Origin of the sequence: Kitasatospora sp. NPDC051164 (assembly GCF_044455625.1) — a bacterium.
Lineage (GTDB): Bacteria > Actinomycetota > Actinomycetes > Streptomycetales > Streptomycetaceae > Kitasatospora.
In genome coordinates this window covers 278,272-304,073 of record NZ_JBITFB010000006.1, presented here as the reverse complement: position 1 = coordinate 304,073, position 25,802 = coordinate 278,272, and the positions used below count along the sequence as shown (strand labels likewise).

Sequence of the window (25,802 nt, the reverse complement as noted above, 5' to 3'; positions counted from 1 at the left end):
ACCCCCTCGGCTCCCGACGGCGCCGACCTCGGCCTGCTCTCCCCCGCCCGGGCCGGTACGGCGGTCGAGGCGGCCACCGGCGACCGGGCCTTCCTGCGCGCGCTGCTGGACGCCGAGGCCGCCCTGACCCGCGCCCAGGCCGGCCTCGGCCAGGCCCCGGCGGCGGCCGCCGAGGCCGTGACGGCCGCCGCCGCCCACGTTGAGCACTTCGACCCGCACAGCCTCGCACTCCGCGCCCGGACCGGCGGCAACCCGGTGATCCCGCTGGTCGCCGACCTCACCGCGGCCGTACCCGCCGAGGCGGCCCCGTACGTCCACCGGGGTGCGACCAGCCAGGACGTCCTGGACACCGCCACCATGCTGGTCGCCGTCCGCTGCCTCCCGGTGATCACCGCCGACCTGCACCGGACCGCCGATGCTCTCGGCCGGCTCGCCGCCGAACACCGGCTGACCCCGATGGCCGGCCGCACGCTCACCCAGCACGCCGTCCCGACCACCTTCGGGCTCAAGGCGGCGGGCTGGCGCAGCCTCGTGCTGGACTCCGCCGACCGGCTCGCCGCCGTCCGGCTGCCCGCCCAACTCGGCGGCGCGGCCGGCACCCTGGCGGCCTTCGACGCCCCGGACGGGACCGCCCTGATCGCCGGCTACGCCCGCGAACTCGGCCTGACCGAACCACAGTTGCCCTGGCACACGCTGCGCACCCCGATCGCCGACCTGGCCGCCGCGCTGGCCTTCACCACCGGCGCGCTCGGCAAACTCGCCGCCGACGTCCTGGTGCTGAGCCGCACCGAGATCGGCGAACTCGCCGAGGGCCGGGGCGGCGGATCCTCCGCGATGCCGCACAAGGCCAACCCGGTGGCGGCCGCCCTGATCGCCTCGGCCGCCCGGCAGGCCCCGGCCCTGGCCGCCGTCCTGCTCGGTGCGCTCGTCGCGGAGGACGAACGCCCGGCCGGCGCCTGGCACGCCGAGTGGCAGCCGCTGCGCGAACTGCTCCGGCTGACCGGGGGCGCGGCCGACCGGGCCGCCGAACTCTGCGGCGGCCTCCGGGTGTTCGCCGACCGGATGGGCGACAACCTCCGTCTCACCCGGGGCCTGGTGGTCAGCGAACGCCTGACCGGCGAACTCGGCGCGGTCATCGGCCGCGGCCCGGCCCGGCACCTGCTGGAGCGCGCCGCCCGCCGGGCCGCCGAGGAGGAGTCGAACCTCGCCGACGTCCTGGCGAAGGAAGCCGCCCTGGACGGCCTGATCACCGCCGACCGGCTGCGCGAGCTGACCGACCCCGCCCACTACCTCGGGGCCGCCGGCCCGCTCGTCGACCGCGCACTGCTGCGCCGTCCCGCTCCCCCCGCCCAGGAGAACCCCTCGTGACCGCACTACTGCACCACCGGATCGACGGCCCCCCGGACGCCCCGGTGCTGTTCCTCGGCCCCTCGCTCGGCACCTCGCTGGCCGTCTGGGACGCCCAACTGCCCGCGCTGTCCCGCCACCACCGGGTGATCCGCTTCGACCTGCCCGGCCACGGCGGCACCCCCGCCGGGATCCTGCCCGACCTGCGCGCCACCACCGTCGCGGACCTCGCCGACCTCGTCCTCGCCCTCGCCGACCACCTCGGCGTACGGCGCTTCGGCTACGCGGGCCTCTCGCTCGGCGGCGCGATCGGTGCCCACCTGGCCGTCCACCACCCCGAACGGGTCACCGCGCTCGCCCTGGTCTGCTCCTCGGCCCGCTTCGGCCCGGCCGACGGCTGGCGCGCACGCGCCGAACTCGTCCGCGCCAAGGGCCCCGAGGCACTCGCCACGACCGCGCCCGGCCGGTGGTTCACCCCCGCCTTCGCCGGCTCACCGGCCGCCGCCGCGCAGGTCGCGGACCTCTGCCGCACGGCCCGCAGCGGCTACGCCGCCTGCTGCGAGGCACTCGCCGCGTACGACCTGCGCGCCGAACTCGCCCGGATCACCGCGCCGACCCTGGTGATCGGCGGCCGCCGCGACCCGGCCACGCCACCGGCCCACGCCCGCGAACTCGCCGACGGCATCCCCGACGCCGGCCTGCTGGAACTCGCCGACGCCTCCCACCTCGCGCCCGTCGAACAGCCCCAGGCCGTCCTCACCGCCCTGCTCGGCCACTTCAGCACCCCCGGCGACGACCAGTCCCGGCACCGCGCGGGCACCGCCGTACGCCGCCAGGTCCTGGGGGACGCCCATGTGGACCGCGCCACCGCCCGGACCACCGACTTCACCGCCGGGTTCCAGGACTTCATCACCCGCTACGCCTGGGGCGAGATCTGGACCCGCCCCGGCCTCGACCGGCGCACCCGCAGCTGCGTCACGCTCACCGCCCTCACCGCCCGCGGCCATCTGGAGGAGCTGGCACTGCACGTCCGCGCCGCCGTCCGCAACGGCCTCACCCCCGAGGAGATCGGCGAGGTGCTGCTGCAGACCGCCGTCTACTGCGGGGTGCCGGCCGCCAACGCGGCCTTCGCCACCGCCCAGCGCGTCCTCGCGGACCTCACTGACCTCACGGATCTCGGGCATCTCGCCGACTCCGCCGACCACTGACGCCCCTGACCGACACCACCGGAAGGCACACCCGCATGCGCACCAGCGTCGGCATCATCGGCGCCGGCCCGGCCGGCCTCCTGCTCTCCCACCTGCTGCACACCCAGGGCATCGACAACGTCGTCCTGGAACTGCGCGACCGCGCCTACGTCGAGCGCCGTCAGCGCGCCGGCATACTCGAACAGGCCACCGTCGACGTCCTGCGCTCCTCCGGCGCCGGCGAACGGATGGACCGCCAGGGCCTGCCGCACCACGGCATCGAGCTGCGCTTCGACCGTCGCTCCCACCGGATCGACTTCCCCTCGCTCGCGGACGGCCGGTCCGTGATGGTCTACGCCCAGACGGAGGTGGTCAAGGACCTCATCGCGCTGCGCGAGGCGGCCGGCGGCACCGTGCTGTTCGAGGCCGAGGCCCTCTCCGTCGACGGCGTCGACACCGCTGCGCCCGGCATCCGCTACCGGCACGACGGCGCCGAACACACCCTGGACTGCGAGCTCGTGGTCGCCTGCGACGGCTTCCACGGCATCGGCCGCCGCGCGATGCCCGAGGGCCTGCTGACGGTCAGCGAGCGGACGTACCCGTTCTCCTGGCTCGGCATCCTGGCCGACGTCCCGCCCTCCTGCGAGGAGTTGATCTACGCGCACCACGAGCGCGGCTTCGCCCTGCACAGCATGCGCTCCCCGCAGGTCAGCCGGCTCTACCTGCAGGTCGACCCGGACGACACGGTGGAGAACTGGCCGGACGCGCGGATCTGGGACGAGCTGGACACCCGCTTCGCGGTCGACGGCGACTGGCGGCTCGCCCGCGGCCCGATCACCGAGAAGTCCGTCACCCCGATGCGCAGCTTCGTCGCCGAACCCCTGCGCCACGGCCGGCTGTTCCTGACCGGCGACGCCGCCCACATCGTCCCGCCCACCGGCGCCAAGGGCCTCAACCTGGCCGTCGCGGACGTCACCCTGCTCGCCCGGGCGATCGGCCGCTGGTCCCTGGACCGGGACGAGTCGCTGCTCGACGCCTACTCGGAGACGGCGCTGCGCCGGGTCTGGCGCGCCGAGCACTTCTCGTACACCATGACCACCCTGCTCCACCCGGCCCCCGGCGAGAGCGAGTTCGACCGCCGGCTCCGGCTCTCCCACCTGCGCTACCTGGCCTCCTCCCCGGCCGGCTCCGCCTCGCTGGCGGAGAACTACGTCGGGCTGCCGCTGGTCTGACGCGAGTACCCCGAAGGGGGCGGCTGCTGTGGACAGCAGCCGCCCCCTTCGGGGTTCTCCGGAACGAGGCTCAGGCGTAGAAGCGGTAGACCGCCTGGGCGACGCACGCGGGCTTGGCGGAACCGTCGATCTCCACGGTGAGGTCGACCACGACCTCCACGCCGCCGCCCTTGACGTCCTCCACCGAGACGACGGCGCCGTGCGCGCGGATCTTCGCGCCGACCGGCACCGGCGCGGGGAAACGGACCTTGTTGAGGCCGTAGTTGACGGCCATCGAGACGCCCTCGACCACCAGCAGCTCGCTCCAGAGCGGGATGAGCAGCGAGAGGGTGAGGTAGCCGTGCGCGATGGTGCCGCCGAACGGGCCGGTCCTGGCCCGTTCGACATCGGTGTGGATCCACTGGTGGTCGTCGGTGGCGTCGGCGAACAGGTCGACGCGCGGCTGCGCGATCTCGCGCCAGGCGGTGTGGCCGAGGTCGGTGCCGGCCTGGGCCCTGATCTCCTCGATGCCGTGGGCGGTGGTGGACATACGGGTGCTCCTCGTCGGTCGTGCGGACGGTGCAAGGGGTCGGTCAGTCGGAGAACTGCGCCCGGATCGGGCCCTTGAGCAGCTTTCCGGTGGCGTTGCGCGGCAGTTCGGGCGCGAGGACGACAGACTTCGGGATCTTGTAGCGGGCCAGCCGCCCGTCCAGGTGGGCGAGCAGGTCGGCGGGTTCGACGGCGGCGTCCTCGCGCAGGACCACCACGGCCCGTCCGACCTCGCCCCAGACCGGGTGGGCGACCCCGATGACGGCGCACTCGGCGACGGCCGGGTGTTCCAGCAGGGCGTCCTCCACCTCGGCGGGGTAGATGTTCTCCCCGCCCGAGATGATCATGTCCTTGACCCGGTCGACCAGGCGGACGTAGCCCTCGGCGTCGGCCACCGCGACATCACCGGAGCGGAACCAGCCGCCCTCGTGGAAGGCCTCCGCCGTGGCGTCGGGCAGGTTCCAGTACCCGGGGGTCACGTTGGGCCCGGCGACCAGCACCTCGCCCTCCGTGCCCGGCTCGGTCTCCTCGCCGAGCGGGTCCACCACGCGGACCTCGGTGAAGAAGTGCGGCACCCCGGCCGTACCGGCGTGGGCCTGCGCGTCGGCGCGGTGCAGGATCAGCGCGCCGGGCGAGGCCTCCGTCATGCCGTAGCCCTGGACGAAGGCGAGCCCGCGGTCGAGGTAGGCGCGCGCGGTGCGGGCCGGCACGGGTGCGCCGCCGCACAGCAGGTTCCGCAGGCTGGACAGGTCGGCCCGCGCCCAGCCGGGGGCGGCGGCCACCGCGTCGTACATGGTCGGTACGCCGAACATGCAGGTGATGCGGTGGCGTTCGACCAGTTCCAGGGTGCGGGCGGCGTCGAAGGTCGACTCCAGGACGACCGTGCCACCCTTGAGCAGCACCGGCAGGCAGCTCATGTTGAGCGCACCGGTGTGGAACAGCGGCGCGCTGACCAGGGCCACCTCGTCGCTCGCGAGGTCGGTGTCGACCAGCACGTTGAGGCTGTTCCAGAGGATGTTGCCGTGGGTGAGGACGGCTCCCTTGGCCCGGCCGGTGGTGCCCGAGGTGTACATGATCAGGCAGGGGTCGTCCGGGCCGACCTCCTCGTCGATCGGCTCCCGGGGCGCGGCGGCGAGCAGCTGCTCGTACGCCTCACCCTCCGCCTGCCAGATCTCGGCCCCGTCGGCCAACGGGCGCACGACCCCGCTGTCCTGACGTATGGTCAGGAGAATGACGCTGCCCGAGTCGGCCAGCTGGTACCGGAGTTCGGGCGCCGCGAGGCGGGTGTTGAGCGGCACGAAGACGGCGCCCAGCAGGCCGGCGGCGAACAGGGTCTCCAGGTACGCCGGGTGGTTCGGGCCGAGGAAGGCCACCCGGTCGCCGCGCCGGACGCCCGCCTGGCGCAGCGCGTGCGCCAGGCGGGTGCACCGCTCGTGCAGCCGGGCGTAGTCGACGGCCTCCCCCTCGTGGACCAGCGCGGTGCGCCGGGGTGAGCGGCGGGCGCGGCGACCGGGCCAGGAGCCGATGCCCTGGTTCCCCGCGGGTGCGCGCATGGGCTCCCTCACTTCCCGTCGGGGCCGGCCGACAGGCCGAGCAGCCGCGCCGCGTTCTCCTTGAGGATCTTCGGGCGGACCTCGTCCTTGATCGGCAGCTCGGCGAAGTCGGCGAGCCAGCGGTCCGGGGAGATCAGCGGGTAGTCGGAGCCGAACAGCACCTTGTCCTTGAGCAGGCTGTTGGCGTACCGGACGAGCTGCGGCGGGAAGTACTTCGGCGACCAGCCGGACAGGTCGATGTACACCTGCGGCTTGTGGGTGGCCACCGCCAACGCCTCGTCCTGCCAGGGGAAGGACGGGTGGGCGAGGATGATCGGCATCCCGGGGAAGTCGGCGGCGACGTCGTCCACGTCCATCGGGTTGGAGTACTTCAGCCGGATGCCGCCGCCCCCGGGCGCGCCCGCGCCGATCCCGGTCTGACCGGTGTGGAAGACGGCGATCGCGCCGGCCTCCTCGATCGCCTCGTACAGCGGGTAGGCGAGCCGGTCGTTGGGGTGGAAGGCCTGGATGTTCGGGTGGAACTTGAAGCCCCTGACCCCGAACTCCCGGACCAGGCGGCGGATCTGGCGCACCGCGGCCTTCCCCTTGTACGGGTCGACCCCGGCGAAGGGGATGATCACGTCGGGGTGCTCCAGCGCGGCCTCGGCGATCTCCTCGTTCGGCACCGGCGGGGTGCCGGTGGCGGACTCGGCGTCGACGGTGAAGACGACGCAGGCCATCCTCCGCTCGCGGTAGTGGGCGGCGATCTCCGGCAGGGTGGGGTGGCGGTGCTCGGCCTTGAAGTAGGCCCCCGCGGCGCCGTCCAGTTCGGCCGACAGGGAGGCCGCGCCCTTCGCGGAGACCTCGGCGTGGGTGTGGACGTCGATCGCCACGAGGTCGTCGAGGTTCATCGCGGCGCCGTTCGGCTCGGCTCCCGTCACGGCTGCGGTGCCCGTCACAGCTGCGGGGCCGGGATGCCGTAGGTCTGCTGCACCCGGCCGACCGAGACCGGCCAGGCGGCGGCGATCGCCTCCGCGCTCCAGCCGCCGTCGGCGTAGGCCACCGCGACCTCCTCCGGGTGCGACCACAGGGCCAGCTTGTCGCCGCCGACGCCGACGCACTGGCCGGTGATCCCGGCGGAGGCCTCGGAGGCGAGGAAGGCGACCAGACCGGCGACGTCCTCGGGGGTGCCGAAGCCCTCGCCCTTGCGCAGGCTGTCCGGGAAGGGCGTGCCGTGCTGCTCCAGCGCCTCGACGTGCGGGGCGAAGACGGGGATGGTCTTGGTCATGGCGGTCGCGGCGACCGGGATGACAGCGTTGGCGGTGATGCCGGCCCGGGCCAGTTCCATCGCCCAGGTGCGCACCATGGCGGCGATCCCGGCCTTGGCGGCGGCGTAGTTGGTCTGGCCGAAGTTGCCGCGCTGCCCGGCCGGGGAGCCGGCGACGATGATCCGGCCGCCCTCGCCCTGCTCGCGCATCCGCTCGACGGCGGCGCGCACGCAGGTGAAGGTGCCGCGCAGGTGCACCCGGACGACGGTGTCGAAGTCCTCGTCGGTCATCTTCCAGAGCACCTTGTCCCGCAGCACGCCGGCGTTGGTGACCATCGCGTCCAGTCGCCCGAAGTGCTCGACCGCGCACGCGACCAGTGCCTCGGCGGCTTCGGCGGTGCCGACCGGCACGGCCAGCGAGGCGGCCCGGCCGCCGGCGTCGGCGATCAGCTCGACAGCGTCAGCGGCGGCCTGCGGGTCGACGTCGTTGACGACCACGGCCGCTCCGGCGGCGGCCAGCGCCCTGGCGTAGGCGAGGCCGAGCCCGCGTCCGCTGCCGGTGACGACGGCCACCTTGCCGGAGAGGTCGATGCGGTCCCTGCGATCCATGGGGAGGTCCTTTCGCCCGGCCGGGGCGGAGGCGCGTGTTCGCGACCAGGCATCGCCACCGGCGGCTGCTGAAGAAAGTAGGCATAATTCTGTCGACGGTCAACAGACTGCCGAACATTGCCGCTGACTACGCTGTTGCCCCGACCCACCCGACCCTGCCCTGCCCCTGCCCGACACCCACCCGATGCCCGCCCCATCCCCGTCCGGACTCCAGGAGGAAGACCGTGCCCGCCGACCAGGACACCGCTGCGCCGCGACCGCAGTCCCTGATGCTGAGCTTCTTCGGCATCCACGTGCTCGGCCGGGACATCGCCCTGTCCTCCGGGAGCGTGATCGACGCCTTCGCCCGGGTCCACATCAGCGAGGAGGCCGTCCGCTCGACCCTCACCCGCATGGTGGGCCGGGGCCTGCTGGAGCGTCACCGCCGGGGGCGGAAAATGTACTTCGCCCTGACCGGGCGCGCCAGGGCCGTGCTCACCGACGGCCAGGACCGGATCTGGCGCACCGGCGCCGTCAACCGGGCCTGGGACGGCAGCTGGACGGTCGTCGGCTTCTCGCTCCCCGACGCCTGGCGCCGCGAGCGCCACGACCTGCGCTCCCGGCTGGTCTGGGGCGGGTTCGCACCGCTGCAGAGCGGGCTCTGGACGGCACCCGGCGAGGTCGACGTGGCCGCCCTGGTCGACGGGCTCGGACTGGAGGGCCACCTGCGGGTCTTCCACGGCCGGGCCGCCGCCCCCACCGACGCCGCCGACCTGCTCGCCGCCTTCGACGTCCCGGCCATCGCGGCCCGCTACCGCGCCTTCCTCGACCGCTGGCACGACCCCGAGGCCGGCGACTCCGGGCCCGGCGATCCCCAGCCCGGCAACCCCGCCGAGGCCCACCTGCCCGAGGACCGCCTGGCCCGCCAGCTGCTGCTGCACACCGACTGGCTGGACGTGGTCCGGGGCGATCCGCACCTGCCGGCCGAGCACCTGCCCGCCGACTGGCCCGCCGAGGCGGCCGAGCAGCTGTTCCACACCCTGGCGCACCGCTACCAGCCGGGCGCCGAGGCGATCGCCGCCGAGATCCTGGACCGGATCGAGATCACGCCCGCCTGAGGCTCACGCCCGCTCCAGCCTTATGTCAACAGCCTTATGTCAACACCATTGACGTTATGCGCGACGCGGCGGTCTGATGGCGGCATCCGGAGGCCCGACCCTCCATGCACCGAAGGAGCCGCCCGCCATGGCCGACCCCGTCCGCGCCCTCCAGGACGCCCAGCCCGTACCGTTCTGGCTCGACGACCCCGACCGGCCGTCGGCCGCGTCCGCCCTGGTCGGGGACGCACGGTGCGACCTGCTCGTGGTCGGCGGCGGCTACAGCGGCCTGTGGACCGCGCTCATCGCCAAGGAGCGCGACCCCTCGCTCGACGTCGTCCTCATCGAGGCGCAGGAGACCGGCTGGGCCGCCTCCGGCCGCAACGGCGGCTTCTGCGAGGCCAGCCTGACCCACGGCCTCGCCAACGGGCACCAGCGCTGGCCCGACGAACTCCACACGCTCGAACGGCTCGGCGCCGCGAACCTCCAGGCCATGGAGGACACCGTCAAGCGCTACGGCATCGACTGCCACTGGGAGCGCACCGGCTCCCTCACCGTCGCCACCGAGCGCTACCAGGTCGACGGCCTGCGGGAGTTCGCCGACCTCGCCGCCCGCTACGGCAGCCGGCTCGACGTCCTCGACCGCGAGGCCGTCCGCGCCGAGATCGACTCCCCCACCTTCCTCGGCGGCCTCCGCGACCGCGACGGCGTCGCCATGCTCAACCCCGCCCGCCTCGCCTGGGGGCTCCGGCAGGCCTGCCTCGACCAGGGCGTGCGCATCCACGAGCACACCCGGGCGACCGGCCTCACCGGCTCCCCGCGCGGAATCACCGTCCGCACCCCGTACGGCCGCGTCGGCGCCCGCCGCGTCGCGCTCGCCACCAACGCCTTCCCCTCCCTGCTGCGCCGCCACCGCCCGTACACCGTGCCGGTCTACGACTACGCGCTGATGACCGAGCCGCTGACCGAAGAGCAGCTCGCCTCGGTCGGCTGGCAGGGCCGCCAGGGCTTCTCCGACAGCGCCAACCACTTCCACTACGTCCGGCTCTCCGCCGACAACCGCATCCTGTTCGGCGGCTACGACGTCGTCCACCAGTACCGCAGCCGGGTGCGCGCCGAACGCGACCAGCGCCCGGAGACCTTCGCCACCCTCGCCCGGCACTTCTTCCGGACCTTCCCGCAGCTGGAAGGCGTCCGGTTCAGCCACGCCTGGGGCGGCGCGATCGACACCTGCACCCGGTTCAGCGCCTTCTTCGACCTCTCCCACGACGGCCGGGTCGCCTACGCCGCCGGCTACACCGGCCTGGGCGTCGGCGCCACCCGCTTCGGCGCCGAGGTGATACTCGACCTCCTGGACGGCGCCCGCACCGAACGCACCGCGCTGCAGCTGGTCCGCCGCAAGCCGCTGCCCTTCCCACCCGAGCCCGCCCGCTCGATCGGCATCGGCATCACCCAGCGGGCCCTCACCCGCGCCGACGCCAACGCCGGCCACCGCAACCTCTGGCTGCGCACCCTCGACCGCGTCGGCCTCGGCTTCGACTCCTGAACGCCCCTCCCGACATCGTCCACCAGCCGTGCCGGCCCGTCCCTCAGGTCCGCGGCAGGAACTGCTCGGCCCAGATGATCTTTCCCTCCGGGGTGTACCGGACGCCCCAGCGTTCGGTGAGCCGGGCGACGAGGAACAGGCCGCGGCCGCCCTCGTCCTCCTCGACCGCGTAGCGCAGGTGCGGGGCGGTGCTGCTGGTGTCGGAGACCTCGCAGATCAGCGTGCGGTCGCACAGCAGCCGCACCCTGATCGGTCCGGTCCCGTAGCGGATGGCATTGGTCACCAGTTCGCTGAGCACCAGTTCGGTGACGAACACGGCCTCGTCCAGGCCCCACGCGACGAGCCGTCGGGTGGCCTCGGCCCGGGCCTCGGCCACCGCCTCCGGAGCCGAGGCCACCTCCCACTCGGTGGTCCGGTCGGGGTCCAGCACCCGGGTGCGGGCGACGAGGAGGGCGATGTCGTCGGTCTGGCGCACGGGCAGCAGGGCCTCGAGCACGGCCTCGCAGACCTCCTCGGGCGACCGGCCCGGGTGGGCCAGGACGGCCGTGAGGACCTCCAGGCCGACACCGATGTCGCGGGTGCGGTCCTCGACCAGGCCGTCCGTGTAGAGGATCAGGCTGCTGCCCTGCGGCAGACTCACCTCCGCGGCTTCGAAGGGCATCCCTCCCACCCCGAGCGGCGGACCGGCGGGCAGGTCGAGCAGCTCCACCGTGCCGTCCGGTCGGACGACGGCGGGCGGGGGATGTCCCGCCCGGGCCAGCGCGCAGCCGGCGGTGCTGGGGTCGTAGATCGCGTAGAGGCAGGTGGCGCCGGTGATCGCGAGCTCACCCCCGGCTGCCGCCGCCTCCTGGTCGATGTGGGCGACCAGTTCGTCCAGGTGTCCGAGCAGCTCGTCCGGCGGCAGGTCGAGGGTGGAGAAGGTCTGGACGGCGGTGCGCAGGCGGCCCATGGTCGCGGCGGCGTGCATGCCGTGGCCGACCACGTCGCCGACGACGAGCGCGACCCGGGCACCCGGCAGCGGGATGACGTCGAACCAGTCGCCGCCGACCCCCGCCTGGGCGGGCAGGTAGCGGTGGGCGACGTCGAGGGCGCTCTGCTCGGGCAACGCGCGCGGCAGCAGGCTGTGCTGCAGGGTGACGGCCATCGTGTGCTCGCGCGTGAAGCGGCGGGCGTTGTCGACGGACACGGCGGCCCGGGCGGCCAGCTCCTCGGCCAGGGACAGGTCCTCCTCCTCGAACGGGCCCCTGCCCCGGCCACGCCAGAAGCAGGCGATGCCGGTGAGCACACCCCGCGCCGTCAGCGGAACGGCGATCAGCGACGCCAGACCGAACTCGAGCACCGCCTGCGTGCGCTCGGCATCCTGCCGGCGCCACCCGGCATCGGTCGCCAGCTCGGGGACCAGCGCGGATCGCCCGCTGACGAATCCCGCCGCCTGCGGGGTACTGCCCGCCCACCGGACCAGCGTCCCCTGGGGGTACAGCGGCGAATCGTCCCGGAGGCCCGTGACCGCCACCCGCCGCAGCTCCACCGTCGAGCCGACCGCCAGGGTCCGCGGTTCCTCGCCGCGCAGGACCTCCTCGGCGAGGTCGACGGTGACGTAGTCGCAGAATTCCCGAGCGGCCAGCCCGGCGAGCTCCTCCGCGGTGCGCCGGACGTCCAGGGTGGTACCGATGGCCATGCTCGCGTCGTACAGCAACCTGAGCCGGGCGCGGGCGACCTCGGCCTTCCCGGCGAGGGCGCGCAGTTCGGTGGAGTCACGCAGGGTGGTCACGCTGCCGGGCGGGCCGGGCGGGCCGCCGCCGGCGGCGATGGGGCGGTTGTTGACGGCCAGCAGCCGGTCGCCCACGAGGAGCACCTCGTCGGTGACCGCACTGTCGGAGAGCAGCAGTCCGGTCGTCCGCGGGTCGAGACCGAGGTCCGTGACGGCACGTCCCTCGGCATCGGGGGGCAGGTCCAGCAGTCGGCCGGCCTCGTCGTTGGCGAGCAGGACCCGGCCGTCGCCGCTGACGATGGCCACGCCCTCGCGCACCGCGTGCAGGACCGCGTCGTGGTGCTCGTACATCCGGGTCATCTCCTCCGGCCCCAGACCGTGGGTCTGGCGCAGGAGCCGCCGGCCCACCAGCGCCGTTCCGGCCGTGGCCAGGCCGAGCGCGACGGCGCCGGCACCCAGGACGACCGGGAGCTGGCGGTCGAACGCACTGCTCACGTTGGCGACCTTCATCCCGGAGGACACGATGCCCACGACCGCACCGTGATCGTCCTCCACCGGGACCACCACCTGGTACTCCAGGCCGAGCGGGCCGTGCACCTGCTCGACGGTGACCCGGCCCTGCAGCGACGGCCCGATCGTGCCGACGAACTTCTTGCCGATCTGCTCCGGCTCGGGGTGGGTGTAGCGGATGCCGTTCCGGTCGGTCACCACGATGAAGTCGACGTGGGCCTCCTTGCGGGCCGCTTCGGTCAGCGGCTGGAGCACCGCGCTGGGATCGGGGCCCTGCATCGTCGCCACCAGGCCGGGGCCGTGGGCGAAGGCCTGGGCAGCGGCGAGCGAGCGGTCACGCGCCGCGTCGAACCGGTCGCTGCGGGACTGGATCAGCAGCGCGACGACGGCCGCCACCACGAGCAACAGCACGATCAGCACCTGCAGGACGAACATCTGCCCGGCGACACTCCGGATGCTCATCATCGACCGCAGGCGCTGCGGCGACGATCCCCACGGCAGCGGGCGTGAGTCTCGCCGCCCACGACGGCTTTCGGATCGGCGTGGGGGCGGCCGGAGAGGGCGGCCCGTGGTTCTGGCCATACGCCCATAGTCCCGCGCGGAACGCTGGACCAGGACACCACGGCACCCCCGATCGCGGCCCGGCCGGCACCGTACGTCCCGTCGCGTCCGCCGACACGACCGAGCCGGGGCGCCCGATGACACCACTGCTACGTCGGCATCACCGGCCCCGTAGCCACCCCGCCGTTGGACGGACGCGCCCGAAACCGGTCGCCCGCTGGACGGTTGTCAGGTCTGGAGCGGAAGCCCGGCGGGCATATCACCGACATCTGGCGACGGGCCCGGCTGAAACTCCCCCACGAGTTCAACCGGGCCCCAGCCGGCCACCGGGCCTGGGCGCGACTCCCCCCACGGAGCAGCGGCTGGGCCCGCATGCTGTTCAACCAGCGACACGCAGCGTACATGCCATCTCTACCCAGCGCTACCTCGGGCGGCCGATCACCTCAGCACGGCCGGAACCATGCGCCTTCGATGCCCCCGATGCCACCCACGGCCCGACAGCTGACGATCGGCGAGGGGGTGCCGGCGCCTCCCGCTTGCCGGTGCGTCGGAAGGCGCAGTCCGGCGGGTCCGCTCGTAGCGCCTGCGTGACGATCGGCAGGACGGCACCCCCGTGCGCCGGCCACCCCGGAGAAGGGCGCGCCATGACCATCGACCGACGACGCTTCCTCACCACCCTCGGCGCCGCCGCCATGGTGACGGCCGGCGCCACTCCCGCCCGCGCGCCGGCCGCCTTCCCGGCCCGGTCCCGGGTCTGGGCGGACGCACCCCCGCACTGGCGGGCGCTGCGGGACCGCCTGGGCAGTCGGCTGGTGCTCCCGGCCGACCCCGGGTACGGGACCGCCCGGCTCGGCTACAACAAGCTGAACGACGGTCAGCTCCCGGCCGCCGTGGCGCAGTGCGTGTCGGCCGACGACGTGCGGGCCTGCCTGGACGTGGCGCGCGGGCACGGGATCCCGATCGCGGCCCGCAGCGGCGGCCACGGGTACCTCGGCTACAGCATCCCCGCCCAGGGCCTGGTGATCGACCTCCGCGGAGTGGCCGACATCCGGGTGCACCCCGACGGCACCGCCGAGGTCGGCGCCGGCGCCCGCCTCATCGAGGTGTACGCGGCGCTCGCCCAGGCGGGCCGGCTGCTCCCGGGCGGCAGCTGCCCGACCGTCGGGGTCAGCGGCCTGACCCTCGGCGGCGGCATCGGCGTGCTGACCCGCAGGTACGGGCTCACCTGCGACCGGCTGGCCGCCGCCGACATGGTGACCGCCGACTCGCGCCTGCTCACCGCCTCGCCTACCCAGGAGCCCGACCTGTACTGGGCGCTGCGCGGCGGCGGTGGCGGCAACTTCGGAGTGGTCACCCGGTTCAGCTTCGCCACCGCCCCCGCGCCCGGCCTGACCGTCTTCGTGCTCGGCTTCCCGGCCGGCTCGGTGACCCAGGTGCTCGGGGCCTGGCAGCAGTGGGTGGCCGGGGCCCCGTTCGAACTCTGGGCCAGCTGCCAGATCTCCGGCGGCTCCCCGCCCACCTGCCGGATCGTCGGCTGCTACGTGGGCGGTCCCGACGGCGCCGACGTCCTGCTCGACCGCCTGGTGAAGGCGGCCGGCACCACCCCGAGCTCGCGCACCGTCTCCCCCAAGGACTACCTGGGCGCGATGAAGTTCATGGCGGGCTGCTCGAACGACACCATCGCCCAGTGCCACCCCACCTGGGAGGGCGGCGTCCTGCCCCGGGCCGGCTTCGTCGCGGTCTCCCGGATGCTGGGCCCGGCACCGCTGGATCCGGCGAAGGTCACGGCGCTGATGGCCGGCCGCCCCGGCGTCGACCTGCTGCTCGACTCCCTCGGCGGCGCCGTCGGCGAACTCGCCCCCGGAGCCACCGCCTTCCCCCACCGCGACTCGCTCGCCAGCGCCCAGGTCTACGCCAGTGCCACGCCGCTCACGAGGACCGGGTCCGCGCCACCGTGGACGCGATCCGCGACGGACTGGCCGGGCTCGGCGCGCACGGTGCGTACGTCAACTACATCGACAACACGCTGCCGGACTGGGGCAGCGCCTACTACGGCAGGAACCTGACCCGGCTGAAGGACGTGGCCCACCACTACGACCCGGACGGCGTCTTCGCCTTTCCCCAGTCCGTGACAGCCAGTCCGTGACAGCCAGTCCGTGACAGCCGGTCCGCGCCCGCCGGCCGATCTTGTTTCCTTTCGCGTCGTGCGTCGCCCGATTGCAAAATGGGGACTTCTCCACTTAACGTGAGGTCAAGTGGAGGACTCCCCATTTTGTGCCATGGGTCGCCCTTCCGGCTGCTCACCTGCGGAAAGGAACAAATGCCCATGTCGGGAATCGAAGGCAAGGTCGTGGCGATCACCGGAGCCAGCAGCGGCATCGGAGCGGCGACGGCGATCCATCTCGCCGGGAGAGGGGCCCGGCTCGTGCTCGGGGCGCGACGCCAGGACCGGCTGGACGCGGTCGTGGCGCAGATCGCGGCGCAGGGCGGCAGCGCCGTCGGGACCGTCGTCGACGTGACGCGCCGCGAGGACCTGCGGCGCCTGACGGACACGGCGCTCGACCGGTACGGCCGGCTCGACGTGCTGGTCTCCAACGCCGGCACCATGGCGGTGTCCCCGTTCGACGAGCTGCGTCAGGACGACTGGGACGCCATGGTCGCCACCCACATCACCGGCCTGCTCAACGGGATCGCGGCGGCGTTGCCCGTCTTCCGGGAACAGCGCTCCGGCCAGTTCGTCAACATCGCCTCCACCGCGGCCTACGTCGTCAAGTCCCCCCAGGCCGTCTACGCGGCGACCAAGACGGCGGTGAAGGTCCTGACCGAGGGCCTGCGGCAGGAATCGGGGCCCGACCTGCGCGTCACCCTCGTCTCACCGGGCTTCACCGACACCGAGGGCGTGGGCAAGGGAGCCAGCCCCGAAGTGGCGGCCGCGCTGGCCCGGCAGCGCGACGAGATCGCCATGCCGCCCTCCGCCGTCGCCTCCGCGATCGGCTACGCCATCGAACAGCCCGAGGGCGTCGACGTCAGTGAGATAGTCGTCCGGCCCACGGTGCAGGCCTGACACCCGGGCAGGACGCCCGGACAGAACGCGCGGGCGTACGCCGGATCGCCGCCACCGTCCGGACCGACGGCGTCCGCTAGCGCCCACAAGGCCACCGTGGCGGACGGCGGGTGGGTGGGTGCCGGCTTCAGTCGTCCAGGGAGGTCAGCAGTTCGCGCAGCAGGTCGTTGAGTTGGGCGGCCCGTTCGGGGCCGAGGGCGTCCACGGCGCGGCGCTGGACGGCGAGGCCGGCGGTCACCGCGCCGTCGATGGTGGAGCGACCCTCGGGGGTGAGGCTGATCCGCAGGCCGCGGCGGTCGTTCGGGTCGGGGGAACGGGTGACCAGGCCGGCCCGCTCCAGCTTGTCCAGGCGGCCGGTCATGCCGCCGGTGGTCAGCATCAGGGTGGCGGTCAGCTCGCGCGGCGAGAGCGAGAACGGCTCACCGGCCCGGCGCAGGGTGGCCAGCACGTCGAACTCGCCACGCCCGATGCCGAACGGGGCGTACGCGCGCTCCATGCGATCGCCCATGCCGCGCGCGAGCCGGTAGATCCGCCCGAAGGCCTCCATGGCCTGCAGGCTCTCCCCCAGGTCGGGCCGCTCCTGGCGCCACTGGGCGGCGATCGCGTCCACCGGGTCGGCGGTGGTGGGGTGCGGGTTCGGGGCGGAATCTGCGGTGCTCGTCATGGGTTCAGTGTGGCACAAGATTGCTTGTCACAAAGAAGCTTGATTTTAACTAGCTTACTGCTAAGTTACTTACATGCTTTCAAAAAGGAGCCCGGGCTTCCCCGGCGAACGCAGCCTGATGGCGGCCCTGGCCATCGACGCCCTCGGCAACGGCATGTACGTGCCCTTCAGCCTGGTCTTCTTCCGCCACGTCACCGGCCTGCCGTTGGCCGTCATCGGCTTGGTGCTCACCGCCACCGGCCTGCTGGCGATGGTCGCGCTCCCGCTCGTCGGCACCGCCGTCGACCGGTTCGGCGCCCGCCGCATGCAGATCGCCCTCCACCTGATCCGGGCTGCCGGATTCGCCGTCTACCCCTTCGCCTCGGCCCTGCCCGCCTTCGTCGCCGTCACCCTGGTCACCGCCGTGGCGACCCGCGGCTACCCCGCCGTCCAGCAGGCCAGGATCGGCGAACTCGCCTCCGGCACCAGCCTGGAGCGCATCAACGCCCTCGGCCGCAGCCTCGCCAACGCCGGCCTCGGCGCCGGCAGCATGCTCGCCGCCCTGCTGGTCGGCCTGGCCGGCGACGGCGGCTACACCGTCGCCGCACTGCTCAACGCCGCCAGCTTCCTGGCCGCCGCCGCCCTGGTCCGCCGCGTCCCGGACCGCAGCGCCGAGGCCGTCGACAGCCCCGCCCCGCGCGACACCGGACAGGTCGGCTACCGCGCGGTCCTGGCCGACCGGCCGTTCCTCGGCCTGGCCACCGCCAACCTGCTGATCTCCCTCGGCTACGCCTCGCTCGCGGTACTGCTCCCGGTGTACGTGACCGGTGCCCTGCACGCCTCCGCCACGCTGCCCGGCCTCGCCTTCGCCGTCAACACCGTGCTCTGCGCCGCCCTCGGCGTCCCCGCCGGGCTCGCCGTCCGCCGGTTCACCACCCGCAACCGGGCCGCCGCCACCGGCGCCGCGCTGTTCGCCGCCGGATTCCTCGCCCAGGCGCTGCTGGTGCCCGCCGCCGGACGCTTCACCACCGCCGGCCTGCTGGCCGTGGTGGTCGTGATCACCCTCGGCGAGATCGTCCACAACCCCGCCGCCTCGGCCCTGGTCACCGCCACCGCCCCGGCCGCCGTCCGCGGCCGGTACATGGCCACCTACCAGCTCTCCTGGTCGCTCTCCGCGGCGCTCGCCCCCTCCCTGCTCACCGGCCTGCTGGCCCTCGACAGCCGGCTGCCCTGGCTGGTGCTCGCCGCCACCGCACTGGCCGGAGCCGGCCTCCTGCTCCGCCTGGAGCGCCGACTGCCGGCCCAGGCCGTCCGTCCCGAGCCGCAGAAGGCCGCTCTGACCACCGCAGCCTGAAGCACCGCGAGCCCCAGCACCGCAAGCCCCGCAGGCCGAACTCACAGAGGAGACGGCGGTCGGGGCTGCGGCGCGTTCCCGCTTGACGGCCACTCACCATGGCGCCCGGCCTGCCGATGGACCCGAATCCTGGGCGCAGCGGCCGGGAGGAGTTCCCCCACGGCTTCCCCGGGGCTTCACCCAGGGCAGAACGCCGCTCCCTTCCCCCGGCGCCCCGAATCCCTAGGCTGAAGGGGTGAGCACTCATGCGCCGAACGAAGCCCGCGTCATCCCCCTGCGCCCGCAGGCCTCGCCGCCCGTTTCCGGTGGGGCGACCCGCGCCCCGCAACGACCGGCCGGAACTCCCCGGGCACCCCTGACACCCGCGCCGAAGGAACCCCTGTGGCGCGACCTCGTCGGCGATGCGCTGCGGCGCGAGCGGCTCGCGCAGGAGCGCACGCTGAAGGACGTCGCGGAGGCGGCCCGGATCTCGGTGCCGTACCTGTCGGAGCTGGAGCGCGGACGCAAGGAGGCCTCCTCCGAGGTGCTCGCGGCCGCCGCCCGGGCCCTCGGGCTCGGTCTCGCCGACCTGCTCTCGCTCGCCCAGGACGAACTGGCCCGGTACGCCCCGAGCCCGGTGGGCCGGAGCCGGGTGAGCCAGAGCCAGGTGAGCCAGAGCCAGGTGAGCCGGAGCCAGGTGGGTCGCGGCCGTACGTCGCCGACGGCGCGGTACGACGGCCTCTGCCTCGCCGCCTGACCGAACCGGAGGAAGGCACGACAGCGGGCACGACGGCCGGTACGGCGGGGCGCCCCACCGCCGTACCGGCCACGGCCGCGCGCAGTCAGCCGAACGCGTGCCGTCGGCTCAGTACCTCGTCGGCGATCCCGTAGGAGACGGCCTCCTCGGCGGTGAGCACTTTGTCCCGGTCCATGTCCGCGCGCAGCGTCGCCACGTCGTGCTGCGTGTGCCGGGACAGGACCTCCTCCACCTGCGAGCGGATGCGGACCATCTCCTTGGCCGCGAGGCTGAGGTCGGAGACCGTCCCCTGTCGGCCGCCGCTGGCCGGCTGGCCGAGCAGCACCCGCGCGTGCTGGAGCACGAACCGTCGCCCGGGATCTCCCCCGGCCAGCAGCACCGCCGCCGTCGACGCCGCCTGACCGACGCAGAAGGTGGAGATCGGCGCCTGCACGAAGGTCATCGTGTCGTAGATCGCCATCAGCGAAGTGAACGATCCCCCGGGCGAGTTGAGGTAGATCGAGATCTCGCGCTCCGGGTTCTCCGACTCCAGGTGCAGGAGTTGCGCGATGACCACATTGGCGACCCCGTCGTCGATCTCGGTGCCGAGAAAAATGATCCGCTCGTTCAGCAGCCGGCTGAACACGTCGTAGGACCGCTCGCCCTGGGCGGTCCGCTCGATCACGTAGGGAACCGTGTACGACCCCATGTCACAGCCCCATCCGTCGGCGCGACGCGGCCGGGCGGATGTCGGCGAACGACTCCACCACCCGGTCGACGATCCCGTAATCCCTGGCCTGCTCGGCCGTGAACCAGCGGTCCCGGTCGCCGTCCCGCGCGATCGTCTCCTCGCTCTGCCCGGTGTGCTCGGCGGTGATCCGCTCGATGGCCTTCTTGGTGAACTGCAGGTTCTCCGCCTGGATCTCGATGTCCGCGGCGGTGCCGCCGATGCCCGCCGAGGGCTGGTGCATCATGATCCGCGCGTTCGGCAGCGCGAACCGCTTGCCGGACGCCCCCACGGTCAGCAGGAACTGGCCCATGCTGGCGGCGAACCCCATCGCCAGGGTCGAGACGTCGTTCGGGATGAGCCGCATGGTGTCGTAGATGGCGAGGCCCGCGGTGACCGACCCGCCGGGGCTGTTGATGTACAGGCAGATGTCGGTGCGCGGGTCCTCCGCCGACAGCAGCAGCAGTTGCGCGCACACCCGGTTGGCCGACACGTCGTCGACCTGGGTGCCGAGGAGGACGATCCGCTGGGCGAGCAGCTGGCCCGCGAGATGGTCGTCGAAGGGGCTGGGCGGGGTGCCGCCCTCGTCCGCGCGGGGCGGGAGCGAGGTGAGTGGAGTCATCAGGTCTCCTTGTCGAGGCGGGGATGCCGTCAGCTCCACTCTTGCCCCGGGGAGGTCCCCGAACGTGGTTTCTCTGCCCACCGCAGATTCGCCACCGGCAGAGCCGGCGGCTCAGCCGTTCTCGTGCGGCGGCCGGAAGAACGCCCGAGCCCGTTCGACCGGCGTGACCTCACTCCCGGCCGTCTCGTCCACCACGTCGCCGCTCCGCGGTGCGCCAGGCCGCGGTGACGGCGCGGTGGGCGGTGGCCGTCGCCTCGGTGATGTCGCCCTCCAGGTGGACCGGGGCGCCGAGGTGGACGTACAGGGCGGGGCGCCGCAGCGGGGCGGTGGCGAACCCGGCGAGCTGCTTGGCGGTGCTGCCCGAGCTCAGGCGGCGGGCGCCGCACTGGCCGAGCGGCACCACCGGGGCGCCGCTCGCCGCCGCGAGCCGGGCCAGGCCGGTGCGGAAGGCGCCGGGCTCCGCGTCACGGGAGTCCCGGTGCTTCGGCAGGCCGCCCTCGCCGTAGATCAGCACGACCCGGCCGGCCGCGAGCGCCGCCGCGGCCGAGTCGAGGGCTTCGGCCGCCCGGGCCGTCCCACGATGGACCGGGATGTGGCCGCCGGCCCGCAGCACTCCGCCGAGCACGGGCACCCGCCAGAGCCCGGCGGTCGCCATCACGACCGGCTCGGTGCCCAGCCGGCCCAGTGCGGCCAGCACCACGCCCGGGTCGGCGAGCGAACTGTGGTTGGCCGCGACGATGCTGCCCGGGGCGACCGGGCCCGCCACCTCGCAGGTGACGGTCAGACGACCGAGGACGGGCACCAGTGCGCTGGCGATCCGGCTGATCATGGGCGGGTTCCTTCGTGGCCTTCGGCGAAGTGGTTCCGCCATCCTCGCGGAGCCCGCCGCCCGGCCGCCTGAGTAGCGGTACTCAGACCGGGTCGGCGCGGCAGGCCCGCCGGCCGTGCTCAGGGAGCGGCGAACAGCCCGGGGAAGGCCGGGGCCAGCCACGGCCGGCGGCCCCAGGCGAGCACCTTGCCCCGGGTGAGGGCGGCGGTCGCGGTGCAGCGGCCCAGCGCGATGAGGAGGAACGCCACCGGCTCGATGAGGATCGTGCAGTCCGGGCGCCGCGGTGGCTCCTGGCTCACCACGGCGGCGCCGTCCGTGAAGGTCACCGTGAACCCGCCCAGGCCGCGCACCCGCAGCCGGTAGCAGGCGTGGTGGCCGGCCGCGGCGCGGGCGTCCACCACCCACGGCATGGCCGCCCGCAGGAACGGCATCGTCAGGTGGACGCGGTGCCGGTCGATCGGGTGCGGCCGCCGCAGGGCGACGGCGATGTCGTAGAGGTGGCCCAGCATGTGGGTCAGCAGGTAGGCGCCGAGGGTGTCCAGGTCCATCGGGCCGAGCGGGGTCAGCACCGGCTCGGTGCCGGCCCGCGGGCCGGCTGCCGCCGTGAACTCCCTTGCCCACCGGGCGATCTCCCCCGCGAGCACGCCCGGGTCCCGCTCCGGCCGCGCGGCCAGCGAGGCCGCGTTCGCCGCGGCCAGCGAGCCCGGGGTGCCGTCCCCGTAGCGCCGTTCCTTGCCGGCGGCCAGTGCCGCCATCAGCTCGTTGGCCATCGCCAGGTGGGCGGCGGCCTCGGCGACCGTCCACTCGGCGCCGGGTATCGGGGTGTCGCCACGGCAGCCGGCGAGGAGGGCGACGGCGTCGTCTCCGACGGCGGCGACCGCCTCGAAGAGCGCGCTGCGCGCGGCGCCGGGGCGGTGCTCAGGGAGCGGGATGGTCATGGTGGTGAACACTGGCCAACTCCCGCACGGCTGTCCAGACATCGCGAGCACGTCGCCACCGCCGAGCCGGAGCGCCATGCTCACCAGCCACCGGACTGGCTGGGCGTCAACTACCACGCGCCCGCCGTCGTCTCCGCGACCGCCGAGCGCACCGCCCCCGCCCACGCCCCCGCTCCCGAGAGCGGCGCGAGGGGCCGCGAAGCGGCCGGAATTACGCGCGGCCGGGATTCGGCGCCCCCTTACCGAGGTAATGCCGCAGACAGCTGCCCGGCCATTACCGTTCGATCGATCGCCGTACGGAGCGGTAGGTTCACCGAATTCACCGGGGCCGACGATTTCATTCCGATTCATTCCGGGGGCTGTCCGAAAATCCTCTTGGGGCCTAGGCTGCGGCCCGTGTCATTCCTCCGAAGAATTCGCGCCGCCTCCCCCGGCCTGCGCCCCGAGCTCGACGACGTCGAACTCGGCCGTGTCCGGCGACAGCTCAAGTCCTCGGGCCTGCCTGGTCAGAGCTCCATCCAGGCCGACCAGGTCGAACGGCTGCTGCGGGACACCGGCACGGACTGGGACCGTCGCGGGCACCGTTTGGGCGTGCTCGCCGAGACGGCGGCGCCCTCCGCCCTCGCGCGCAACTGGCGATTGCGTCGCCCGCGGAATGCGGACGCGCTGATTTTCGAGGCGTGGGTCGAACTCTTCCGCGGCCGGTACGCGGGACGGATGGAAGATCCCCGCGCGGCAGCCGAGAACTGCTATGACGCGGCCGACCTCCTGCCCGAAGATCCGACGCCGTGGGTGGTACTGCTCGGAATTCTGCGCCTGATGCGTGCCGAATCACGCGAGTTGATCGCCGTCTGGCACGAGGCCGCCGCACGCGACCCGTGGAACCGCGAGGCGCACCTGCAGATGCTGCGCTACCTGTCACCGGAGGAGTGCGGGTCCCGCAGCGCCCAGCTCAACTTCGTGGACACGGTCCGGGCCTCGGCGCCGCCGACCGCGCCGACCGCCGGTGTGGAACTGACGGCACTGGTGGACGAACACACCCGCACGGCGGCCGGGGGCGGCGTCGAGGCCCTGCTGGTCCGCCGCCAGTGGACGCACAACCGGGCGGTCAAGGCGCTCGACACCGCTCTGCACGAGTGGCCGCGGCTCGGCGGACTGGTCCACGCTGCGGCGCTGGCCGATCTCAATCTGCTGGCCTTCGCCCTGGTCCAGGCGGGCCGCCCGAGCGAGAGCGGTGACGCGTTCCGCCGGATCGACAACACGGTGACCGCCTGGCCGTGGACGCTCATCGGCGATCCGCTCCAGCAGTTCACCTACTGGCAGTCGCGCGCGGCGGCCTGACACCCACCACACCGCGCGGGCTCCGCACCGCGCGGCCGCGGCCGACAGGCCACCGGACGGGGCGGCAGCCCGCCGGCCGGGACATCAGGCCGCCGGACGGGACCTCAGGCCGAAGCCCGGGGCGCTCGCCGTTCGGCGGCACTCAGCCACGCCACGGCCGCCACGATGACCACGGCGAGGACGAGACTGACCGGCCCGGTGCCGAGGTCCAGACCCCCGCGTTCCCGGCTGACACCGGCCCAGTCCGCGAAGCAGGCACCGAGCGGCCGGGTGAGGACGTAGGCCCACCAGAAGGTCAGGACCGGCGACAGCCCGGAGAAGCGGCGGGCGAGCGCGGGCACCACGATCAGGGCGGCGAACAGCAGCCCGGAGGGCAGGTAGCCCCAGCCGAGGGTGGCCGCGGTCAGATCGCCGACGGCCGTGCCGAGGGCGAAGGTGGCCATGACCGCGCACCAGTAGAAGACCTCGCGCCGTCCGCCCGCGACCGTCTCCACCGCGAGCGTCCCCTCCGTCCGCCGCCACACGGCGAACACCAGGGCGAGGAGCACGGCGAACGCCACCGCGGAGGCGACGTACGGCACCCCGACGGCGACGTGCGCGACATCGGCCGCCATGGTGCCGAACACGCTCACCATGATCACCGCCGTCCAGTACACCGCCGGGACGTAGCGGCGGGCCCGGGCCTGCACGAACAGCGCGGCGACGAGCAGCAGCCCCGCCGAGCCGACCGCAGGGACCGGCCCCAGGACCCGGGCGAGGTAGTCGGATGTGGTCTCGCCCATACCGGTGGTGAGGATCTTGACGACCCAGAACACCGCCGTGACCTGCGGGACCTTGCTCAACACGGACCGTGCGGGGACGAGCCGCCCGGGGACGGCCGGGCCGCGGTGGGCCGCTCGGGGGGTTGTCGTGGCGCCCATGACGGCGGCGCTCCCTTCTCTACGGCACGGCGTGGCCGCGCCTCGCTACGGCGCGGCCTGGCCGCGCCCGGTCGATGCGTCAGCCGCCCAGCACGGTGTTGCCGGTGACCGAGCCGGTGGCCCCGTCCACGGTCACGGCATGCCGCACGCCGTCGGCGCCGATCACCACGGCCCGCCAGGCCCGGCCACCGCCCTGTTCGGCCACCGTGGTCAAGGACTCGACCCTGCCGCCCGTGACGACGGACGCGGCCTTCGCCAGCGCGTCGGCGGCGTTGGTCGACGGCAGCGGCGCCGGTGCGGCGTGCCCGGCCCGGCCGTCCTCGTTCCCGTGGCCGGGGGCCGTGCGGCCCTCGTGACCCCGGTGACCCTCGCGATCCCGGCCGGCGCCCTGCCCGCCGCCTTGACCACCGTCGCGGCCGCCGTCACGGCCTTCGCCCTGACCGCCGTCCCGGCCGTCGTACCGCTCCTGGTCACCCGCCGCCGCCCACCGGCCGCCGCCGTGGCCCTCGTGCTCGTGGTGGACCGCCACCGCGGCCGCGCCACCGCCGATCACCACGACGGCCGCACCGGCCACGACCCAGCGCGCCGACCGACCGCGCACCCACCGGCCGCGCACCCACCGGCCGGCCCGCCCCAGGCCCGCACGCGCCTTGCCCGCGCCGCTCGTCACGTCGTTCTGCTGGGACTCCACGCCTTCTCTGGGCTCGCTCACGTACCCGCACCGCTCCTCGACCCGGCCCGGACCGTCCCCGGGCGACTGCGTCAGGATGGCGGGGCGTTGCTGAAGATCGGCTGAAGAGCAGGAGGCACCCCCGGCCACCCGCTCCGGCGACCTGCGACCCTGGTGGGCATGCGTGTACTGGTGGTGGAGGACGAACGCCGGCTGGCCCTGGCCCTGCAGCACGGGCTGACCGCCGAAGGGTTCACGGTCGACACGGCCCACGACGGCCCGTCCGGCCTCGCCAAGGCCATGGACCACGCCTACGACGTCGTCGTGCTCGACATCATGCTGCCCGGCCTCAACGGCTACCGGGTGTGCTCACGCCTCCGGGCCTCCGGCAGCGATGTCGGCATCCTCATGCTCACCGCGAAGGACGGCGAGTGGGACGAGGCCGAGGCACTGGACACCGGCGCCGACGACTACCTGTCCAAGCCGTTCTCGTTCGTCGTGCTGGTCGCCCGGCTCAGGGCGCTGGCCCGCCGGATCGGCAGCCGCGCGCCCCGGCGCACCGTCCTGGGCGACCTCGTCGTGGACTCCGCCGCCCGTACCTGCACGCGGGCCGGCACGGGCGTCGCCCTCACCCCCCGGGAGTTCGCCATCCTCGACCACCTCGCCCGACGGGCCGGCGAAGCCGTGTCCAAACGGGAGATCCTCGACGCCGTCTGGGACGGCGGCCCCGACAGCGACCCGAACACCGTCGAGGTCCACGTCAGCGCGCTCCGACGCAAGATCGACACCCCGTTCGGGCGGGCCGCGGTGCAGACCGTGCGCGGCACCGGCTACCGGCTGGCGGCCGACGGTGGCTGACCCGACCATGCCTGA

At 73.9% G+C, this 25,802-nt stretch carries 24 protein-coding genes; 12 read left to right on the top strand and 12 right to left on the bottom strand.

Annotated features, from left to right (window positions below; all coding sequences use genetic code 11):
* The first annotated feature begins 33 nt into the window (after window positions 1-33).
* From pcaB to ACIBEC_RS11845, 3 genes are read left to right on the top strand one after another with little or no spacing between them, the layout of a single operon-like run.
* Entirely contained in the window at window positions 34-1,368 is a 1,335-nt protein-coding gene (gene pcaB / locus ACIBEC_RS11855) for a 3-carboxy-cis,cis-muconate cycloisomerase (RefSeq protein ID WP_360491547.1), read from the top strand.
* A complete protein-coding gene (gene pcaD, locus ACIBEC_RS11850) occupies window positions 1,365-2,555 on the top strand; it encodes a 3-oxoadipate enol-lactonase (protein ID WP_360490806.1) in 1,191 nt (396 codons plus the stop codon). Before pcaB ends, pcaD begins: the two co-directional genes overlap by 4 nt.
* 35 nt (window positions 2,556-2,590) lie before the next feature.
* A complete protein-coding gene (locus tag ACIBEC_RS11845) occupies window positions 2,591-3,766 on the top strand; it encodes a 4-hydroxybenzoate 3-monooxygenase (RefSeq protein ID WP_360490809.1) in 1,176 nt (391 codons plus the stop codon).
* A gap of 70 nt (window positions 3,767-3,836) precedes the next feature.
* Here the strand turns inward: ACIBEC_RS11845 and ACIBEC_RS11840 are convergent, their stop codons facing one another.
* From ACIBEC_RS11840 to ACIBEC_RS11825, 4 genes are read right to left on the bottom strand one after another with little or no spacing between them, the layout of a single operon-like run.
* Window positions 3,837-4,295, bottom strand: a complete 459-nt coding sequence (locus tag ACIBEC_RS11840) for a MaoC family dehydratase (RefSeq protein ID WP_360490812.1) — start codon at window positions 4,293-4,295, stop codon at window positions 3,837-3,839.
* 43 nt (window positions 4,296-4,338) lie between these two features.
* Window positions 4,339-5,847, bottom strand: a complete 1,509-nt coding sequence (locus tag ACIBEC_RS11835) for a long-chain fatty acid--CoA ligase (protein ID WP_360490814.1) — start codon at window positions 5,845-5,847, stop codon at window positions 4,339-4,341.
* 8 nt (window positions 5,848-5,855) lie between these two features.
* Window positions 5,856-6,737, bottom strand: coding sequence for an amidohydrolase family protein (locus ACIBEC_RS11830; RefSeq protein WP_360491549.1), 882 nt, complete (start codon window positions 6,735-6,737; stop codon window positions 5,856-5,858).
* Between the two features lie 44 nt (window positions 6,738-6,781).
* Window positions 6,782-7,702, bottom strand: coding sequence for an SDR family NAD(P)-dependent oxidoreductase (locus tag ACIBEC_RS11825; RefSeq protein ID WP_360490817.1), 921 nt, complete (start codon window positions 7,700-7,702; stop codon window positions 6,782-6,784).
* A gap of 224 nt (window positions 7,703-7,926) precedes the next feature.
* Between ACIBEC_RS11825 and ACIBEC_RS11820 the strand changes: the two genes are divergently transcribed.
* Both ACIBEC_RS11820 and ACIBEC_RS11815 read left to right on the top strand, forming a co-directional pair.
* A complete protein-coding gene (locus tag ACIBEC_RS11820) occupies window positions 7,927-8,799 on the top strand; it encodes a PaaX family transcriptional regulator C-terminal domain-containing protein (protein WP_360490820.1) in 873 nt (290 codons plus the stop codon).
* 127 nt (window positions 8,800-8,926) lie between these two features.
* Window positions 8,927-10,324: an FAD-dependent oxidoreductase gene (locus tag ACIBEC_RS11815; protein ID WP_360490823.1), complete on the top strand. Its 1,398-nt coding sequence runs from the start codon at window positions 8,927-8,929 to the stop codon at window positions 10,322-10,324.
* Between the two features lie 43 nt (window positions 10,325-10,367).
* Here ACIBEC_RS11815 and ACIBEC_RS11810 read toward each other — a convergent pair whose 3' ends face one another.
* Window positions 10,368-13,010, bottom strand: a complete 2,643-nt coding sequence (locus ACIBEC_RS11810; protein WP_360490826.1) for a SpoIIE family protein phosphatase — start codon at window positions 13,008-13,010, stop codon at window positions 10,368-10,370.
* Between the two features lie 740 nt (window positions 13,011-13,750).
* On the opposite strand from ACIBEC_RS11810, the gene ACIBEC_RS11805 reads away from it, so the two are divergent.
* The 3 genes from ACIBEC_RS11805 to ACIBEC_RS11795 all read left to right on the top strand — a co-directional run bounded on the left by ACIBEC_RS11805 (window position 13,751) and on the right by ACIBEC_RS11795 (window position 16,170).
* Window positions 13,751-15,172 carry an FAD-dependent oxidoreductase gene (locus ACIBEC_RS11805; RefSeq protein WP_360490829.1) on the top strand — a complete coding sequence of 474 codons (1,422 nt, stop codon included), beginning with the start codon at window positions 13,751-13,753 and terminating at the stop codon, window positions 15,170-15,172.
* Window positions 15,121-15,252: a BBE domain-containing protein gene (locus ACIBEC_RS11800; RefSeq protein WP_396287899.1), complete on the top strand. Its 132-nt coding sequence runs from the start codon at window positions 15,121-15,123 to the stop codon at window positions 15,250-15,252. Before ACIBEC_RS11805 ends, ACIBEC_RS11800 begins: the two co-directional genes overlap by 52 nt.
* A 180-nt stretch (window positions 15,253-15,432) precedes the next feature.
* A complete protein-coding gene (locus tag ACIBEC_RS11795; protein WP_360490832.1) occupies window positions 15,433-16,170 on the top strand; it encodes an SDR family oxidoreductase in 738 nt (245 codons plus the stop codon).
* A 127-nt stretch (window positions 16,171-16,297) separates the two neighbouring features.
* On the opposite strand, the gene ACIBEC_RS11790 is transcribed toward ACIBEC_RS11795, so the two are convergent.
* The gene (locus ACIBEC_RS11790) at window positions 16,298-16,834 is read right to left on the bottom strand and encodes a MarR family transcriptional regulator (protein ID WP_360490835.1); all 537 of its coding nucleotides are present in this window, start codon (window positions 16,832-16,834) and stop codon (window positions 16,298-16,300) included.
* A 73-nt stretch (window positions 16,835-16,907) separates the two neighbouring features.
* Between ACIBEC_RS11790 and ACIBEC_RS11785 the strand changes: the two genes are divergently transcribed.
* Window positions 16,908-18,167, top strand: coding sequence for an MFS transporter (locus ACIBEC_RS11785; RefSeq protein ID WP_360490838.1), 1,260 nt, complete (start codon window positions 16,908-16,910; stop codon window positions 18,165-18,167).
* Window positions 18,168-18,402: 235 nt separating this feature from the next.
* Window positions 18,403-18,903, top strand: coding sequence for a helix-turn-helix transcriptional regulator (locus ACIBEC_RS11780; RefSeq protein ID WP_360490841.1), 501 nt, complete (start codon window positions 18,403-18,405; stop codon window positions 18,901-18,903).
* A gap of 85 nt (window positions 18,904-18,988) precedes the next feature.
* Here the strand turns inward: ACIBEC_RS11780 and ACIBEC_RS11775 are convergent, their stop codons facing one another.
* The 4 genes from ACIBEC_RS11775 to ACIBEC_RS11760 all read right to left on the bottom strand — a co-directional run bounded on the left by ACIBEC_RS11775 (window position 18,989) and on the right by ACIBEC_RS11760 (window position 22,010).
* Complete coding sequence (locus ACIBEC_RS11775) at window positions 18,989-19,591, bottom strand: ATP-dependent Clp protease proteolytic subunit (RefSeq protein ID WP_360490844.1); 603 nt, start codon at window positions 19,589-19,591, stop codon at window positions 18,989-18,991.
* Between the two features lies 1 nt (window position 19,592).
* The gene (locus ACIBEC_RS11770) at window positions 19,593-20,231 is read right to left on the bottom strand and encodes an ATP-dependent Clp protease proteolytic subunit (protein WP_360490847.1); all 639 of its coding nucleotides are present in this window, start codon (window positions 20,229-20,231) and stop codon (window positions 19,593-19,595) included.
* A 169-nt stretch (window positions 20,232-20,400) separates the two neighbouring features.
* On the bottom strand, window positions 20,401-21,060 hold the full coding sequence (locus tag ACIBEC_RS11765; RefSeq protein ID WP_360490850.1) for a lysophospholipid acyltransferase family protein: 660 nt from the start codon (window positions 21,058-21,060) through the stop codon (window positions 20,401-20,403).
* 119 nt (window positions 21,061-21,179) lie between these two features.
* Window positions 21,180-22,010 (bottom strand): maleylpyruvate isomerase family mycothiol-dependent enzyme, encoded by an 831-nt coding sequence (locus tag ACIBEC_RS11760; protein ID WP_360490853.1) that lies wholly within the window; start codon window positions 22,008-22,010, stop codon window positions 21,180-21,182.
* Window positions 22,011-22,394: 384 nt separating this feature from the next.
* Between ACIBEC_RS11760 and ACIBEC_RS11755 the strand changes: the two genes are divergently transcribed.
* Complete coding sequence (locus ACIBEC_RS11755) at window positions 22,395-23,339, top strand: hypothetical protein (protein WP_360490856.1); 945 nt, start codon at window positions 22,395-22,397, stop codon at window positions 23,337-23,339.
* A 104-nt stretch (window positions 23,340-23,443) separates the two neighbouring features.
* Here ACIBEC_RS11755 and ACIBEC_RS11750 read toward each other — a convergent pair whose 3' ends face one another.
* Window positions 23,444-24,259, bottom strand: a complete 816-nt coding sequence (locus ACIBEC_RS11750) for a hypothetical protein (protein WP_360490859.1) — start codon at window positions 24,257-24,259, stop codon at window positions 23,444-23,446.
* Window positions 24,260-24,338: 79 nt separating this feature from the next.
* Window positions 24,339-24,971, bottom strand: a complete 633-nt coding sequence (locus ACIBEC_RS11745) for a hypothetical protein (RefSeq protein WP_360490862.1) — start codon at window positions 24,969-24,971, stop codon at window positions 24,339-24,341.
* Between the two features lie 138 nt (window positions 24,972-25,109).
* Between ACIBEC_RS11745 and ACIBEC_RS11740 the strand changes: the two genes are divergently transcribed.
* A complete protein-coding gene (locus ACIBEC_RS11740; RefSeq protein ID WP_360490865.1) occupies window positions 25,110-25,787 on the top strand; it encodes a response regulator transcription factor in 678 nt (225 codons plus the stop codon).
* Window positions 25,788-25,802: the final 15 nt, after the last annotated feature.